Annotated in this window: 13 protein-coding genes and 1 riboswitch; of the genes, 2 read left to right on the top strand and 11 right to left on the bottom strand. The window is 65.7% G+C overall.

The features are described 5' to 3' along the window. Positions 1–195 precede the first annotated feature (195 nt). From parC to POF53_RS14630, 8 genes are all read right to left on the bottom strand, one after another. Positions 196–2,454, bottom strand: a complete 2,259-nt coding sequence (parC, locus tag POF53_RS14665; RefSeq protein WP_232856318.1) for a DNA topoisomerase IV subunit A — start codon at positions 2,452–2,454, stop codon at positions 196–198. A 10-nt stretch (positions 2,455–2,464) separates the two neighbouring features. Beyond that, a complete protein-coding gene (locus POF53_RS14660) occupies positions 2,465–2,983 on the bottom strand; it encodes a retropepsin-like aspartic protease family protein (RefSeq protein ID WP_203648201.1) in 519 nt (172 codons plus the stop codon). Beyond that, positions 2,980–3,966 carry an esterase-like activity of phytase family protein gene (locus POF53_RS14655; RefSeq protein WP_232856316.1) on the bottom strand — a complete coding sequence of 329 codons (987 nt, stop codon included), beginning with the start codon at positions 3,964–3,966 and terminating at the stop codon, positions 2,980–2,982. Before POF53_RS14655 ends, POF53_RS14660 begins: the two co-directional genes overlap by 4 nt. Next, positions 3,963–5,867, bottom strand: a complete 1,905-nt coding sequence (gene parE, locus POF53_RS14650; protein ID WP_203648202.1) for a DNA topoisomerase IV subunit B — start codon at positions 5,865–5,867, stop codon at positions 3,963–3,965. Before parE ends, POF53_RS14655 begins: the two co-directional genes overlap by 4 nt. Positions 5,868–5,900: 33 nt before the next feature. Then, the gene (locus tag POF53_RS14645; RefSeq protein WP_232856314.1) at positions 5,901–6,509 is read right to left on the bottom strand and encodes a YqiA/YcfP family alpha/beta fold hydrolase; all 609 of its coding nucleotides are present in this window, start codon (positions 6,507–6,509) and stop codon (positions 5,901–5,903) included. A gap of 199 nt (positions 6,510–6,708) precedes the next feature. Continuing rightward, complete coding sequence (gene cpdA, locus POF53_RS14640) at positions 6,709–7,512, bottom strand: 3',5'-cyclic-AMP phosphodiesterase (protein ID WP_498968231.1); 804 nt, start codon at positions 7,510–7,512, stop codon at positions 6,709–6,711. An 85-nt stretch (positions 7,513–7,597) separates the two neighbouring features. Further along, positions 7,598–8,044, bottom strand: a complete 447-nt coding sequence (locus POF53_RS14635) for a DUF1249 domain-containing protein (RefSeq protein WP_498968229.1) — start codon at positions 8,042–8,044, stop codon at positions 7,598–7,600. Next, positions 8,041–8,658 carry an NUDIX domain-containing protein gene (locus POF53_RS14630; protein ID WP_475860654.1) on the bottom strand — a complete coding sequence of 206 codons (618 nt, stop codon included), beginning with the start codon at positions 8,656–8,658 and terminating at the stop codon, positions 8,041–8,043. The genes POF53_RS14635 and POF53_RS14630 overlap by 4 nt, the downstream gene beginning before the upstream one ends. 185 nt (positions 8,659–8,843) lie before the next feature. On the opposite strand from POF53_RS14630, the gene POF53_RS14625 reads away from it, so the two are divergent. Further along, positions 8,844–9,590, top strand: a complete 747-nt coding sequence (locus POF53_RS14625) for an RsiV family protein (RefSeq protein ID WP_475860652.1) — start codon at positions 8,844–8,846, stop codon at positions 9,588–9,590. Here POF53_RS14625 and cytX read toward each other — a convergent pair. Together cytX and thiC are read right to left on the bottom strand one after the other, a co-directional pair. Beyond that, positions 9,559–10,842 carry a putative hydroxymethylpyrimidine transporter CytX gene (cytX, locus tag POF53_RS14620; protein WP_232856310.1) on the bottom strand — a complete coding sequence of 428 codons (1,284 nt, stop codon included), beginning with the start codon at positions 10,840–10,842 and terminating at the stop codon, positions 9,559–9,561. The genes POF53_RS14625 and cytX overlap by 32 nt on opposite strands. A 149-nt stretch (positions 10,843–10,991) precedes the next feature. Beyond that, on the bottom strand, positions 10,992–12,872 hold the full coding sequence (gene thiC, locus POF53_RS14615; protein ID WP_203648207.1) for a phosphomethylpyrimidine synthase ThiC: 1,881 nt from the start codon (positions 12,870–12,872) through the stop codon (positions 10,992–10,994). Positions 12,873–13,028: 156 nt separating this feature from the next. Next, a riboswitch (TPP riboswitch) is annotated at positions 13,029–13,135 on the bottom strand. Between the two features lie 160 nt (positions 13,136–13,295). Between thiC and POF53_RS14610 the strand changes: the two genes are divergently transcribed. Then, positions 13,296–14,732, top strand: a complete 1,437-nt coding sequence (locus POF53_RS14610; RefSeq protein ID WP_232856309.1) for a TolC family outer membrane protein — start codon at positions 13,296–13,298, stop codon at positions 14,730–14,732. A gap of 117 nt (positions 14,733–14,849) precedes the next feature. On the opposite strand, the gene waaA is transcribed toward POF53_RS14610, so the two are convergent. Then, positions 14,850–16,121 (bottom strand): lipid IV(A) 3-deoxy-D-manno-octulosonic acid transferase, encoded by a 1,272-nt coding sequence (gene waaA / locus POF53_RS14605; RefSeq protein ID WP_498968225.1) that lies wholly within the window; start codon positions 16,119–16,121, stop codon positions 14,850–14,852. Positions 16,122–16,141 lie beyond the last annotated feature (20 nt).

The raw sequence follows: 16,141 nt of genomic DNA, 5'->3' as shown, positions 1-16,141 counted from the left end.
GGAAGGCGCGGAAATTTCATTCATCCCATCCAGGCGGCCGTCACCAGACTGACCGCAGTGATACTCATGTAGATTCATCCTGGCACTCGGCCACGCCGGCGCCACGCGGGCACTATCATCCGCGAAATAGCCACCAGACTCCAGCATTTCCGCCTGAAGCGGCGCCGAAAGCGCCGCAGCAGACGGCCCATCCACTCAGGCCGGGGTTTCCACCATCAGCCCGTCGACGCGCTGGAAGCCACGTGGCAATTTGCTACCACGGCGACCACGCTCACCCTTGTAATGCTCGAGGTCATCCGGCTTCAGGGAAAGGGTACGCTTGCCAGCCTGCAATACAAGGGTCGAGCCCTCGCTGATCACCGCCAGGTCGGTCACGTACTCCTCGCGGCTGGCTACCCGGTCGCCCGGCACGCCGATGATCTTGTTGCCCTTGCCCTTGCCCAGCTGCGGCAGGTCGGCGACCTTGAACACCAGCAAACGGCCTTCGGTGGTCACCGCGGCCAGCCAGTCCTGCTCGCGGTTGGCCACCGGGCGCGGGGTCATCACCTTGGCGCCGTTGGGCAGGCTGAGCAGGCCCTTGCCGGCCTTGTTCTTGGCCTGCAGATCCTCACCCTTGACCACGAAACCGTAGCCAGCGTCGGAGGCCGCCACGTACAGAGCGTCATCTTCAGGCAACAACACACACTCGAAGGTGGCGCCTGGTGGTGGGGTCAGGCGACCGGTCAGCGGCTCGCCCTGGCCACGAGCCGACGGCAGGCTGTGGGCGGCCAGTGAGTAGCTGCGGCCGGTGGAGTCGATGAGCACGGCGAATTGGTTGGAGCGTCCGGCAGCGGCAGCCTTGAAGCCGTCCCCCGCCTTGTACGAAAGCCCCGTGGCGTCGATGTCATGGCCCTTGGCGCAACGCACCCAGCCCTTCTCCGACAGCACCACGGTGACCGGCTCGGTCGGCATCAGCTCGTTTTCCGACAGAGCCTTGGCCTCGGCGCGCTCGACGATCGGCGAGCGGCGGTCGTCGCCATAGGTTTCGGCGTCTTCGAGCAGTTCGCTGCGCACCAGCTTGCGCAGCTTGGCATCGCTGCCCAGCAGGGTAGTCAGGCGCTTCTGTTCCTTGAGCAACTCGTCCTGCTCGCCACGGATCTTCATCTCTTCCAGACGGGCCAGCTGGCGCAGGCGGGTCTCGAGGATGTAGTCGGCCTGGATCTCGGTCAGGCCGAAACGGGCGATCAGGGCCTGCTTGGGGTGCTCCTCGGTGCGGATGATGTGGATCACTTCATCCAGGTTGAGGAACGCGGTGAGCAAGCCTTCCAACAGGTGCAGGCGCTTCTCGACCTTGTCCAGACGGTGCTGCAGGCGGCGACGAACGGTACCGATCCGGTACTCCAGCCACTCCAGCAGCAGCGCGCGCAGGTTCTTCAGCTGCGGACGGCCGTCGAGGCCGATGATATTGACGTTGACCCGGTAGGTGCTCTCGAGATCAGTGGTGGCGAACAGGTGCTGCATCAGTTCGGCGGCATCGACGCGGTTCGAACGCGGGATGATGACGATGCGGCAGGGGTTCTCGTGGTCCGACTCGTCGCGCAGGTCGGCGACCATCGGCAGCTTCTTGGCCTGCATCTGCGCGGCGATCTGCTCCAGCACCTTGGCCCCGGAGACCTGGTGCGGCAGCGCGGTGACGACGATGTCGCCATCCTCGATGCGGTACACCGCGCGCATGCGGATCGAGCCCTTGCCACTCTCGTACATCTTCAGGATATCGGCACGCGGGGTGACGATCTCGGCCTCGGTCGGGTAGTCCGGGCCCTGGATGTGCTCGCACAGCTGCTCGAGGGTGGCCTTGGGCTCGTCGAGCAGGCGCACGCAGGCGCTGGCCACTTCGCGCAGGTTGTGCGGCGGCACGTCGGTGGCCATGCCCACGGCAATGCCGGTGGTGCCGTTGAGCAGGATGTTCGGCAGCCGCGCCGGCAGCACCGCCGGCTCCTGCAGGGTACCGTCGAAGTTCGGCACCCAGTCGACGGTGCCCTGGCCCAGTTCGCTGAGCAGCACTTCGGCATAGCGCGACAGGCGCGCCTCGGTGTAACGCATGGCGGCGAACGACTTCGGATCGTCCGGCGCACCCCAGTTGCCCTGGCCGTCGACCAGGGTGTAGCGGTAGCTGAACGGCTGGGCCATCAGCACCATGGCCTCGTAGCACGCCGAGTCGCCGTGGGGGTGGAACTTGCCGAGCACGTCGCCGACGGTACGCGCCGACTTCTTGTGCTTGGAGTCGGCGTCGAGCCCCAGCTCGCTCATGGCATAGACGATGCGGCGCTGCACCGGCTTGAGGCCGTCGCCGATGTGCGGCAGGGCACGGTCCATGATCACGTACATGGAGTAGTTGAGGTAGGCCTGTTCGGTGAAGTCAGCCAGGGAACGGCGTTCGACGCCTTCAAGGCTGAGTTCGAGTGAGTCGCTCATGCGGGCCTCGTCATTTCAGGTTCTGGCGCAGCAGCATGGTGCCGCCGCGCTGGGTAAATTCAAGTTGTTTCAGGGCGCTCATGCCCAGCAGCACGGCCTGGCCATCCAGGCCGGGCACCACCAGCGCGCGCACGTCGCGCAGGTGGATGTCACCCAGTTGCAGGCTGTCGAGCCGGGTGCGGTAGCCTTCGGTGCGGCCATTGGCGGTACTCAGTTGCACCGGGGCGCCGCGGGCCAGGTCCAGCTCGCGGGCCATCGCTTCGGGGATCGCCACATCAGTGGCGCCGGTATCGAGCATGAAATGCACCACCCGGCCATTGATTGCGCCGTCGGCGACGAAATGGCCCTGGCCGTTGCTCAGCAGGCGCACTTCGACGAAGCCGTCGCCCTGCTCGCTCTGCACCACGGCGTTGGGGTTCTGCTGGCGCTCCTCCCATTGGCCGAAAAAGCGCGTGGCCAGGAACATCGCCGCCGCCCAGGCGACGATCATCAGCACCCTGCCCGCCCGCTTGCCCGCTGGCTGGCTCATGGCTTGGCGCTCCAGCCGCCGGCCGGCGCACCGAAGCGCCAGACGACCGGCCGCGTTTCACCGTCCGACCGCGGGCGGTCGTTGTTGTCCACGCCGATCCAGGCACCGTCCTTGTCGATTACCAGCGCCTCGGCCAGGCCATAGGGCTGTGAATAACGACGCGATTCCACCAGCGCATCGGCGGCGAACGACCAGCAGCGCTCCACGGCGCCGCTGTCGGCATCGCGCCGGCAAATGCGATAGGCGTTGCGCTCGAGGGTGAACAGCTTGCCCTCGAACCAGGCCAGGTCGGCGAAGTCGCGGGAAACCGGGCGTGCCTCGGGGAATTGCGGCGGTTGCATTTCCACGCCGGCCTCACTGAGCAGCACGCAGCCGCGCCCGCAGTTCCATACCGACTGCTGGCGCTGCACGGAGAGCAGGCCGCGCCGCTCACGCTCGGCGGCCAGCCACAGGCGGTCGCCCGCCGGGTTGATTGCCAGCCCTTCGAACAGTGCGTTGAAATGCAGCAGCATGCCGCTGGCCCGCGCCTGACGCACCATGGCCTGGTCGATTCTCAGCCAGTCCGGCTCGCCTTCCAGGGGCAGTTGCAGCACCGCGGCCTGGGCCTCGCTGACGATGAACAGGTTGCCGGCCTGGTCGCAGGTGATGCCTTCGAAATCCAGCGCGCCGCCACGGATATAGGACGCTGCCCAGTTGCGCGATTTCAGCCCCCAGGGCAACCCGGTATCGGGGGCCGGCGGCGGGGTGAAGGTCAGCGGCTGGGCCTGCCAGGCCGCACCGTCCTGGTCCAGGCGGTAGATGCGGTCGTCATCGCGGTCGGACACCGCCCACAACGCCCCCCGGCACCAGGCCAGGCCCGACAGGTTGCCGCCGCGCATGCCATCGACCACGTGCTCGCCGCTGAGCTTGAGCTGCGGCCAGTCGCCGGCCTGGGCCTGCAGGGCGAACAGCGCCAGGCAGGCCATGAGCAACGGACGAATCAAACCAGGACCTCGGCCAGGTTACCTTTGGTTTCCAGCCAGTTCTTGCGGTCACCCGCACGCTTCTTGGCCAGCAGCATGTCCATGATCTCGGTGGTGCCCTGCACGTCGTCCAGGGTGAGCTGGACCAGGCGCCGGGTGTTCGGGTCCATGGTGGTCTCACGCAGCTGCGGCGGGTTCATCTCGCCCAGGCCCTTGAATCGGGTGACCTGCGGCTTGCCGCGCTTCTTCTCGGCGACCAGCCGGTCGAGGATGCCGTCGCGCTCGGCTTCGTCCAGGGCGTAGTAGATCTCCTTGCCCAGGTCGATGCGGTACAGCGGCGGCATGGCCACGTAGACGTGCCCGGCCTCGACCAGCGGACGGAAGTGCTGGACGAACAGCGCGCACAGCAGGGTGGCGATGTGCAGGCCGTCGGAGTCGGCGTCGGCGAGGATGCAGACCTTGCCGTAGCGCAATTGCGAAAGGTCGGTGGCACCCGGATCGACGCCGATGGCCACGGCGATGTTGTGCACCTCCTGGCTGGCCAGGACTTCGCCGCCATCGACTTCCCAGGTGTTGAGGATCTTGCCGCGCAGCGGCAGGATCGCCTGGAATTCCTTGTCCCGCGCCTGCTTGGCCGAACCGCCGGCGGAATCACCCTCGACCAGGAACAGCTCGGCGCGCATCGGATCCTGGCCTGCGCAGTCGGCCAGCTTGCCGGGCAGCGCCGGGCCCTGGGTGATGCGCTTGCGCTCGACCTTCTTGCTTGCTTTCAGGCGACGGCCGGCGTTGCTAATGGCCAATTCGGCCAGTTGCATGCCCAGCTCGGGATTGGCATTGAGCCACAGGCTGAAAGCGTCCTTGACCACGCCGGAGACGAACGCCGCCGCCTCACGGGACGACAGGCGCTCCTTGGTCTGCCCGGAGAACTGCGGCTCCTGCATCTTCATCGACAGCACGAAGCTGATGCGTTCCCAGACGTCCTCGGGGGCCAGCTTGACCCCGCGCGGCAACAGGTTGCGGAACTCGCAGAATTCACGCATGGCGTCCAGCAGGCCCTGGCGCAAGCCATTGACGTGGGTGCCACCTTGCGCGGTGGGGATCAGGTTGACGTAGCTCTCCTGGATGCTGTCGCCGCCCTCGGGCAGCCACAGCAGGGCCCAGTCCACGGCTTCCTTGTTGCCGGCCAGGCTGGCGCAGAACGGCTCGTCGGGCAGGCGCAGGTACTCGCTGACCGAGTCGACCAGGTAGGAACGCAGGCCGTCCTCGTAGTGCCATTCGACCTTCTCGCCGGTGCCCTTGTCCTCGAAGCTGATGGACAGCCCCGGGCACAGCACGGCCTTGGCCTTGAGCACGTGCTTGAGGCGGCTGATGGAGAATTTCGGCGAGTCGAAGTACTTCGGATCGGGGGTGAAGTACACGCTGGTGCCGGTGTTGCGCTTGCCGACGGTGCCGACCACTTCCAGCTCGCTGGCCTTGAAGCCGTCGGCGAAGGTCATCTGGTATTCGTTGCCGTCGCGCTTGACGCGTACCCGCACCTGGCTCGACAGGGCGTTGACCACCGAGATGCCGACGCCGTGCAGGCCGCCGGAGAACTGGTAGTTCTTGTTGGAGAACTTGCCGCCGGCGTGCAGCTTGGTGAGGATCAGCTCGACGCCGGAAACGCCCTCTTCGGGGTGGATGTCCACCGGCATGCCGCGGCCATCGTCGCTGACCTCCAGCGAGTGGTCGGCATGCAGGATCACCTGTACCGAGCGGGCGTGGCCTGCCAGGGCTTCGTCGACGCTGTTGTCGATGACTTCCTGGGCCAGGTGGTTGGGCCGGCTGGTGTCGGTGTACATGCCCGGCCGCTTGCGGACCGGATCAAGGCCCGAGAGGACTTCGATGGCGTCTGCGTTATAGGCGCTAGCGCTGGGATTGGCCATGGGTTCTCGTCGTCAGTCTGGTGAATGCAAAAGTCAAAATACAGAAAAATCCAGCGCCGCATACTGCCCGCGGGCAATGCCGGCGAAGGCCAGCAGGGCCGGGAGCTGCTCGGCGAAGCCCTGGTAGCTGTGGTCGCCGCCAGCCTGGATACGCAGGGCACAGGCGCGGTAATAGCGCTCGGCGTGGCGATAGTCCAGTGTTTCATCGGCGGTCTGCAACCACACTTGATAGCGGGCGGCGTCCTGCGGCGGCGGCACTTCCAGTTCGGCCAGGGCGTCCACGTGGTCGTGGGTCAGCTCCCAGGCCTCATCGGTATAGAGGTTGCGCTGGGTGCCCAGGTAGCCGTCGAACAGGCGGTGCGGGCCGACCGCCGGGTTGACCAGCAGGGCTTTGAGGCCGTAGCGCTCGGCAAGGTGAGTGGCATAGTAGCCGCCGAGGGAGCTGCCGACCAGCAAGGGGGCGCCGAGCTCGGCGATGGCGGCCTCCAGCTGGGCAATGGCCTGGCGCGGGTGGTGGTGCAGGGCCGGGACGCGCAGCTGGTCGGATAGCCCGAGCCGCTGCATCAGCGCCTCGAGCTGGCACGCCTTCTTCGACAGCGGCGAGCTGTTGAAGCCATGGATATAGAGGATGGAACCCGACATGCTGCCCCCGGACGCAAAGACGCGCAGTGTAGCGTGTTCGAAGGGCATTGGCGCAGCGTGGGGATTTTCGCAACAAATTCTTCAAACAGCTGGGGGCGCTTTGCGCCCCTTTCGCGGCACAAGGCCGCTCCTACAGGGAGACGCGTACCCTGTAGGAGCGGCCTTGTGCCGCGAAAGGACCGCAAAGCGGTCCCCTGATTCAGTAACCCGGGCTGTCGAAATCCAGCTTCACCTCGAAATCGCACGCCCGCTCCACCCCGGTCTCCAACCGCCCGTCGGCATGCAGCTCCAACCAGCGATAGCCCGGCTGCTCTTCGCTCACCTTGAAATCCTCGCTGCGCGGCGCGAACTGGATGCAGGTCGAAGGCGTGGCGAGGCAACGGATGTCGTCGCGCACCTCATCCCATTCCTGATGGATATGCCCCCATAGCAGCGCCTTTACCTGTGGATAACTGCGCAAGCGCTTCAACAACTCATCGGCATTGCGCAACCCGATCGGTGCAATCCACGCACAACCGATATCCACCGGCTGATGGTGGCAGCACACCAGGCAATGGCGTTCGCCTGCCCCGTCCAGCGCCTGGTCAAGCACCGCCAGCTGGTCGTCAGCCAACAAACCGAAGGTGGCACCCACCACTGCCGAATCGAGCATGACGATGCGCCATTGGCCAATGTCCGTCACCGCCTGCACCAGTTCCGGCGCCACGGACTGCATCACCTGGGCCTCGTCATGATTGCCCGGCAGCCAGCGTGCTGGCGCTCCCAACTTCGAGGTCAACTCGCTAAATACCTGGTAGGAGGCGACGCTGGCATCCTGCGACAGATCGCCCGTGCACAGCAGCAGGTCGATGCGCGGCTGCTCGCGGCGCACCTGGTCGATCACATGCTCAAGGCTGTCACGGGTATTCAGGCCCAGCAAGGTGCCCGCCGGATCGGCGAACAGGTGGGCGTCGGTCAGTTGCACCACATGGATGGGTGACGGAAGTGAGTGTGGTTGCGGCAACGGCCGTCTCCTCGAGCGGATTCAGCACCGATTATGGCGGCGGATCGGTTTCGAGCAAGTACTCGAAACCGACGCGCATCACATTTCAGCGCACCGCTTCCAGTTCGTGGCCACAGGCCAGGCAATGGCTCAGCCATTCACCGAGGAACAGGTTGAGCTGAGCCTTCTCGTCCGGCTGGTGCATCGCCGTGTTGGGGTACGGGTAGATGCTGCGCAGGCGGCGGGCATGTTCGGCGCTGACCACCTCGGCCATGCGTGCGTCATGGTAGACCTGCACCTCCAGCTCGGGCACCGGCAGCCAGGGCAGGCTGTGCTCCTGGCGCACCTTGAGGGTGGTGGTGTAGGGACAGGCGAGCAGCACTTCGAGCACCAGCACGCCGAGCATCTGGTCGCCCTGGGTCATGCCGATACGGCGCGAGCTCTGCGTGGTGCGCATGTCCGGCAGCAGGCGCATCAGACGGGCATAGTTGGCCTCGCAGGCCGACTGCAGCCCGACCAGGTCGACCCGATAGCGCTCACGCAGCAGGTTCACTTCCACATACCTCGGACTTCGTCACGGTTGAGCGCCAGCCATTGCAGGCCGATGATCGTGGCGGCGTTGCAGATACGCCCGTCACGCACCGCCTGCAGGGCATCCTCGAACGCCCACACGCGCACGCGGATATCCTCGCTCTCTTCTTCCAGGCCATGCAGGCCACCGGCGCCCTCGCTGGAACAACGGCCCAGGAACAGGTGGACGTACTCGTCGCTGCCGCCTGGCGAGGGGAAGTAGCAGGTCATCGGCCACAGCGCGCTGAAGGTCAGGCCAGCTTCCTCATCGGCTTCACGGTGAGCGACCTCTTCCGGCGCCTCGTCCTTGTCGATCAGGCCGGCGACCATCTCGATCAGCCAGGGATTATCGATCTTGCCCACGGCGCCAACCCGAAACTGCTCTATCAGCACCACTTCATCGCGCTGCGGATCGTAGGGCAGCACACAGACGGCGTCATGACGCACGAACAGCTCGCGGGTGAACTCGCGGCTCATGCCGCCGGCGAACAATTCGTGGCGCAGGTGCAGCTTGTCGAGCTTGTAGAAGCCCTTGAACAGATGCTCACGCCGGGTGATTTCGACCTGGGTGGGCACAGTATTTGACGTGTCCGTCATGCAAACTCCTTGATACCTCGTTTACCGCATCGCGCAATCCTACTCTGCGCGCCGCCCGGTTTCATCCCTTTCCGGCGACCGTTCGGGCAGCCGGGACAGGCGCGCCGCTCTCTGTTAGCTTAGTGGCGAACTGAAGGCCGCGCAGGCGGTCAAAGGCCGATCATCACCGTTGTGAAAGAGGCAACATGACGCTTGTCAAACTGACTTCCGTGGCCGTCCTGGCATTGGCGCTCGGCGCCTGCCAGAGCCTGTTCACGCCCAATTACCGCGCCCCGCTCGAGGTCAAGCGCGAGGCCTGGGAACACGTCAAGCCCGGCTGCAGCGAGAGCGACTGCCCGCTGGTCAACATCGACGTGGTGCACTTCCCCGCCCTGCCCAAGCTCGACGCCATCGTCGAGAAGCGCCTGCTGATGCTGACCGAGGACAACCAGCGCGGCACCCCGCCGGCCTCGCTGCAAGCCTATGAACAGCAGTACCTGGCCCGCGCCGACAAGCGCAACAGCAGCTACCTGCAGGCCAAGGTACGCGAGCAGCATGACGGGCTGGTGATCGTCGAGCTGTCCAGCTACCTGGACAGCGGCGGCGCCCATGGCATGCCCGGACGCGGCTTCATCAACTACTCGCGCAAGCTGGACAAGGTGCTGACCCTGGACGACATGCTCGTGCCCGGCCAGGAAGCGACCTTCTGGAAGACCGCCGAGGAGTCCCACCGCGCCTGGCTGATCAGCACCGGCATGGACAAGGACGCCGAGTTCGTCAAGACCTGGCCGTTCAAGCAGTCGCCGCACATCGCCCTGACCTATGGCGCGGTGGTAATCAAGTACGAGGTCTACGCCATAGCGCCCTATTCCATGGGCCACGTCGAGCTGAAGATCCCCTACCCGCGCCTCAACGGCGTGATCAGGCCCGAGCTGTTTCCCGGCCGCGGCTGAGCGATAGCAGCAGATGCAGCCCCCCTGCCAGCAGCAGTGCCGGCAGGGTCGCTCCCACCTCCGGCGCCGCGTTAGCCATCAGGTGATAGGCCGCCACCCCCACCGCCCAGGCCAGCAGCGCCTGCCAGTGCAAGCCCTCGACCAGCGCCGGCAGGCGACGGCGACGGACCACGAAGTGATCCACCAGCACCACGCCGAACAGCGGCGCGAATACCGAGCCGATCAGCAGCAGGAAGTTCTGGTACTGGGCCAGCGGCGCCAGCAGGGCGATCAGCGTGCACAGCACGCCGATAGCCAAGGCCAGGTGCTCGACCTTGAGCTTGACCAGCAACCCGCTGGAGACGGCCGCCGAGTGGATATCGGCAAAGGCGTTCTCCGATTCGTCCAGCAGGATCAGCAGCAGCGGAATCCCCAACCCGGCGCCAGCCAGCGCGAGCAGCAGCGCATTCACCTCACCGCTTGGAGCGAACGCCAGGGTGTAGGCCACGCCCAGGCTCATCAGCCAGGCGTTGCCGATGAAAAAGCCCAGTGCCGTACCGCCGAATACCCGGCTGGCACGCTGGCCGAAACGTGAATAGTCGGCGATCAGCGGCAGCCACGACAGCGGCATGGCGATGACGATGTCAAAGCCCAGGGCCAGGGACAGCGAACCATCCCCCGGGCGCTGCCACAGTGCGGCCAGGTCGGCCTTGGCGAACAGGTTCCAGGTCAGCCAGATACAAGCACCGAGCAGCAGCCAGATGCCCCACTTGCGCAACACCTTGCGCACGAACGCCAGCGGCCCGCTGACCGCCAGCAGGGTGGCCAGGGCGCCGAAGCACAGGGTCCACAGCAACGGGCTGCTCCAGCCACTGCCCTCGCCGAAGGCGCGGGTGCCCAGCAGGCTGGCGGCGTCGCGCATGACGATGATCTCGAACGAGCCCCAGCCCACCAGTTGCAGCAGGTTGAGCAAGGCCGGCAGGCGCGCGCCATGGCTACCCAGCGTCAGGCGCAGGGTGGCCATGGCCGAAAGGCCGGTGTCGCTGCCGATCACCCCCGCCGCGGCCAGCAGCAGCACCCCCACCGCCGTGCCGAGGGAGATCGCCAGGATCGAGCCGGCCAGACCCAGGCCCGGCGCCAAAAGGGCGCCGACCTGCAGCACCATCAGGCCGATGCCGAGGGAGAACCACAGCGAGAACAGGTCGCGGGCACCGAACTGGCGGTGATGGGTGGGGACCGGGTGGTCGGGGGAGAAGTGGCTGGGGGTTGTCATGGAGGGGCTCGCCGGAATATTGGAGTTGTTACTGGCGAGGACTACGTCCTCGTTTCGCGGCACAAGGCCGCTCCTACAGAGGCCTGCGCGGTCCCTGTAGGAGCGGCCTTGTGCCGCGAAAGGGCCGCAAAGCGGCCCCCAAGGTCTACTTACACCTTCTGGTACAGCTGGCTGCCTTCCTGGCGGAACCGCTCGGACTGCTCACGCATGCCCTGCTCGACCGTCACATCCACGGTCTCGATCTTGGCGGCGTACTCACGCACTTCCTGGGTAATCTTCATCGAGCAGAACTTCGGCCCGCACATCGAGCAGAAGTGCGCGACCTTGGCCGACTCCTTGGGTAGCGTCTCGTCGTGGAAGGAACGCGCGGTATCCGGGTCCAGGCCGAGGTTGAACTGGTCCTCCCAACGGAACTCGAAGCGCGCCTTGGACAACGCGTTGTCACGAATCTGCGCGCCTGGATGGCCCTTGGCGAGGTCGGCAGCGTGCGCGGCGATCTTGTAGGTGATGATGCCGGTCTTCACGTCATCCTTGTTCGGCAGGCCCAGGTGCTCCTTGGGCGTGACGTAGCAGAGCATGGCGCAACCGAACCAGCCGATCATCGCAGCGCCGATGCCTGAGGTGATGTGGTCGTAGCCCGGGGCGATATCGGTGGTCAGCGGGCCGAGGGTGTAGAACGGCGCCTCGTCGCAGCACTCGAGCTGCTTGTCCATGTTCTCCTTGATCAACTGCATCGGCACGTGGCCGGGGCCTTCGATCATGCACTGCACATCGTGCTTCCAGGCGATCTTGGTCAGCTCGCCAAGGGTTTCCAGCTCACCGAACTGGGCGGCGTCGTTGGCGTCGGCGATCGAGCCCGGGCGCAGGCCGTCGCCCAGCGAGAAGCTGACGTCGTAGGCCTTCATGATCTCGCAGATCTCGTCGAAGTGCGTGTACAGGAAGTTCTCTTTATGGTGCGCCAGGCACCACTTGGCCATGATCGAGCCGCCGCGGCTGACGATGCCGGTAACGCGCTTGGCAGTCAGCGGCACATAGCGCAGCAGAACGCCGGCGTGGATGGTGAAGTAGTCCACGCCCTGCTCGGCCTGTTCGATCAGGGTGTCGCGGAACAGCTCCCAGGTCAGGTCTTCGGCCACGCCGTTGACCTTCTCCAGGGCCTGGTAGATCGGCACGGTACCGATCGGCACCGGCGAATTGCGGATGATCCACTCGCGGGTCTCGTGAATGTGCTTGCCGGTGGACAGGTCCATGACCGTGTCCGAGCCCCAGCGGATACCCCAGGTCAGCTTGGCCACTTCTTCCTCGATCGAGGAACCCAGGGCGCTGTTGCCGATGTTGCCGTTGATCTTCACCAGGAAGTTGCGGCCGATGATCATCGGCTCCAGCTCGGTGTGGTTGATGTTGGCCGGAATGATCGCGCGACCGCGGGCGATCTCTTCGCGGACGAACTCGGGGGTGATCTCTTTCGGGATGCTGGCGCCGAAGCTGTGGCCGGCGTGCTGCTGGTTCAGCAGGCCGGCGGCACGGGCTTCCTGCAGCTTCATGTTCTCGCGGATGGCGACGTATTCCATCTCGGCGGTGATGATGCCCTGGCGCGCGTAGTGCATCTGCGTGACGTTGGCGCCGGCCTTGGCGCGGCGCGGGTTGCGCACATGGGCGAAGCGCAGCTTGGCCAGCTCCGCGTCGTTCAGGCGCTGCTGGCCGAAGTTCGAGCTCAGGCCCTCCAGGCGCTCGGTGTCGCCACGGGCGTCGATCCAGGCCGAGCGCACATCGCCCAGGCCCTTGCGCACATCGATGATGACATTGGGGTCGGTGTACGGGCCGGAAGTGTCATACACCAGCACCGGGGCGTTCTTTTCGCCGCCGAAGTCGGTGGGGGTGTCGTGCAGGCTGATCTCGCGCATGGGCACGCGGATGTCGGGGCGCGAGCCTTCGACATAGACCTTGCGCGAATTGGGCAGGGGTTGCACGGACTGTTGGTCGACTTGGGCCGACTCGCTCAGACTGATTGTTTTTTCTTGTTTGCTCATCACAGGCTCTCCAGACAGCTTCCAGGCGGTGGAATGTCGGGGTGAACCTGAAAGGCGTGGACGCACCCGTGTTGACGAGTGCAGTGCCGGACATGGGGTGCCGTGGGCTGCAAGCAGCTGTGGCGATCCCGGACCTGGCACAAGAGGCTCCCGGGATGTGAGAGCAATCTTGTTCCCTACGCAGGCGCTAACCTGATCAGGTTCAACGGGATCCGCACCTCTGCGATCTCAGCCTTTGCTTCAAGGCACCCCGACAAGAACATGCGCAGTCTAGACTGGAGTGGCCGGCAAAGCCAAGCGGGTAAATCCGGGGGTGATAAATGGCACACACGGCGGATTGTTGATGGCGGCGCGCGGCACTACACTGGCGCATCGCTCGATACCCGACAGTACAGTAAATAAAATTTGATCAAGGATTGCCCTATGCTGCGCAAACTCTCACTGGCAATTGCCGTGTCTTGTGCGTCCCACGGAGTGGCCTGGGCAGTGGATACGCCCACGACGGTGAAGACCGACCTCGTCAGCGTCTACCAGGAAGCGGTCGACAACAACGCCGACCTGGCCGCCGCCCGCGCCGATTACGGCGCCCGCCGCGAAGTGGTGCCCCAGGCCCGCGCCGGCCTGCTGCCGAACCTTTCGGCCGGCGCCGAGATGATGAACACCCGCACCAAGCTCGACGAACCGTCGGTCACCTCCAACCGCAGTGGCAATGCCTGGAGCGCCACCCTGGCGCAGCCGATCTTCCGCGCCGACCGCTGGTTCCAGCTACAAGCCGCCGAGTCGGTCAACGAACAGGCCGCCCTGGAACTGTCGGCCACCGAGCAGAACCTGATCCTGCAGAGCGCCGAGAACTACTTCGCGGTGCTGCGTGCGCAGGACAACCTGGCCTCGACCAAGGCCGAAGAAGCGGCCTTCAAGCGCCAGCTCGACCAATCCAACGAGCGCTTCGACGTCGGTCTCTCGGACAAGACCGACGTGCTGCAGTCCCAGGCCAGCTACGACACCGCCCGGGCCAACCGGATCATCGCCGAGCGCCAGGTGCAGGATGCCTTCGAAGCCTTGATCACCTTGACCAACCGCCAGTACTCGGCGATCCAGGGCGTGGTCCACACCCTGCCGGTGCAGGTGCCCACGCCCAACGACGCCAAGGCCTGGGTCGAAACCGCCGGGCGGCAGAACCTCAACCTGCTGGCGACCAATCACGCCGTGGCGGCGGCCGAGGAGACCGTGCGCCAGCGCAAGGCCGGCCATGCGCCGACCCTCGACGCGGTGGCCAAGTACCAGAAGGGCGACAACGACAACCTCGGTTTCACCAATTCTCAGCTGCAACCGAACGTGCGCTATGGCGGTGACGTGGAGCAGACCAGCATCGGCCTGCAACTGAACATCCCGATCTACAGTGGCGGCCTGACCAGCTCCCAGGTGCGCGAGGCCTACGCCCGCCTGACCCAGAGCGAGCAGCAGCGCGAAAGCCTGCGTCGCCAGGTGGTGGAGAACACCCGCAACCTGCACCGCGCGGTGAACACCGACGTGGAGCAGGTACAGGCGCGCAAGCAGTCGATCATCTCCAACCAGAGCGCGCTGGAAGCCACCGAGATCGGCTACCAGGTCGGTACCCGCAACATCGTCGATGTGCTCGACGCGCAGCGCCAGCTGTACACCTCGGTGCGTGACTACAACAACAGCCGCTATGACTACATTCTCGACAACCTGCGTCTGAAGCAAGCCGCCGGCACCCTGAGCCCGCAGGACCTGCAGGACCTGGGACGCTACCTGAAGGCCGACTACAACCCGGACAAGGATTTCCTGCCACCGGACCTGGCGGCGGCAGCGGCGAAGAACTTCGAACGCCGGCCTTGAGCGCTGGGGCCGCTTCGCGCCCCATTCGCGGCACAAGGCCGCTCCTACAGGAGAGCGCAACCCCCTGTAGGAGCGGCCTTGTGCCGCGAAAGGAGCGCAAAGCGCTCCCTGGGACGCTTATTTCAGCAAACCTGCCAACCCATCCAACAACCGCTGCAACGCGCCCTGGTTGGCCTGCATCACCGCCCTGCCCGCCTCGCCCATGCGCCGCGCATCCTGCGGCAGCTCGACCAACCGGCGCACCGCCCCGGCCAGCCCTTCGGCATCGTCCACCTGTTGCAATGCCCCCGCCTCGCGCAGCATCGCGCTGATCTCGAGGAAGTTGAACACATGCGGCCCCATGAGCACCGGCAGCGCCAGCGCCGCCGGCTCCAGCGGGTTGTGCCCGCCGGTGGCCACCAGGCTGCCACCGACGAAGGCGATGTCGGCCAGGGCATAGAGGAACAGCAGCTCACCCATGGTGTCGCCCAGCAGTACCTGGGTCTGCGCCGTGACCGCATCTGCGCTCGAGCGGCGCACCGTGGAGAACTGCCCGGCGCACAGGTCATGCACCGCCGCAAAACGCTCGGGATGGCGCGGCACCAGGATCAGCAACGCATCGCTGTGGACCTTCAGCAGCTCACGATGAGCCTGGAGAATCAACGCGTCTTCGCCATCGTGGGTACTGGCAGCGATCCATACCGGACGTTGCTGGGCAGCCCACTGCTCGCGCAATGCACCGGCCCGTGGCAGCAGTTGATCGTCGATCTTCAGGTCGAACTTGATCGAACCGGTTACCTGCACGCATTCGTGGCGCGCACCGAGCGCTAGGAAACGCTCGGCCTCGGCTTCGGTCTGCACGGCGATCAGGCTCATCTCCTCGAGCATCGGCCGGGTCAGGCCGGCGAAGCGGGCATAGCCACGGGCCGAGCGCTCGGACAGCCGGGCATTGGCCAGCGCCACCGGAATGCCGCGCCTGGCGCACTGGTGGATATGGTTCGGCCACAGCTCGGTTTCCATGATGATGCCCAGGCGCGGGCGCACATGATCGAGGAACCGCCCGGCCGCCCACGGCAGGTCGTAAGGCAGGTAGCAGTGTTGCACCCGTGGCTCACCCTCGAACATCGCGTGGATGCGCTCGGAGCCAGTCGGGGTCATGCAGGTAAGCGTGATCGGCAGGTCCGGGTACTGCTTGAGCAGGGCCCGGACCATCGGCGCGGCGGCGATGCTCTCGCCCACCGAGACCGCATGCACCCAGATGCCGCCCTGGCGCATCGGCGGTAGCTGGCAGGCGAAGCGCTCGGCGATCCGCGCACGGTACGCAGGCGCCTTGCGCCCGCGCAGGAACAGGCGCAGCGCGACCAGCGGCAGGCCCAGGTGAAACAGCAGGGAATAGAGGGTTCTGTTCATGGCGGCGGAGTTTACTAGGA

The organism is Mitsuaria sp. RG (genome assembly GCF_028369275.1).
Lineage (GTDB): Bacteria > Pseudomonadota > Gammaproteobacteria > Pseudomonadales > Pseudomonadaceae > Aquipseudomonas > Aquipseudomonas peradeniyensis.
This window is presented reverse-complemented; position numbering and strand designations above follow the sequence as displayed.

Coding starts and splice junctions, on each gene's coding strand:
- POF53_RS14645 (WP_232856314.1), bottom strand. CDS start 6,509: ATGTCGGGTTCCATCCTCTATATCCATGGCTTCAACAGCTCGCCGCTG.
- waaA (WP_498968225.1), bottom strand. CDS start 16,121: ATGAACAGAACCCTCTATTCCCTGCTGTTTCACCTGGGCCTGCCGCTG.
- parC (WP_232856318.1), bottom strand. CDS start 2,454: ATGAGCGACTCACTCGAACTCAGCCTTGAAGGCGTCGAACGCCGTTCC.
- POF53_RS14660 (WP_203648201.1), bottom strand. CDS start 2,983: ATGAGCCAGCCAGCGGGCAAGCGGGCGGGCAGGGTGCTGATGATCGTC.
- POF53_RS14630 (WP_475860654.1), bottom strand. CDS start 8,658: ATGACGGACACGTCAAATACTGTGCCCACCCAGGTCGAAATCACCCGG.
- thiC (WP_203648207.1), bottom strand. CDS start 12,872: ATGAGCAAACAAGAAAAAACAATCAGTCTGAGCGAGTCGGCCCAAGTC.
- cytX (WP_232856310.1), bottom strand. CDS start 10,842: ATGACAACCCCCAGCCACTTCTCCCCCGACCACCCGGTCCCCACCCAT.
- POF53_RS14625 (WP_475860652.1), top strand. CDS start 8,844: ATGACGCTTGTCAAACTGACTTCCGTGGCCGTCCTGGCATTGGCGCTC.
- POF53_RS14610 (WP_232856309.1), top strand. CDS start 13,296: ATGCTGCGCAAACTCTCACTGGCAATTGCCGTGTCTTGTGCGTCCCAC.
- parE (WP_203648202.1), bottom strand. CDS start 5,867: ATGGCCAATCCCAGCGCTAGCGCCTATAACGCAGACGCCATCGAAGTC.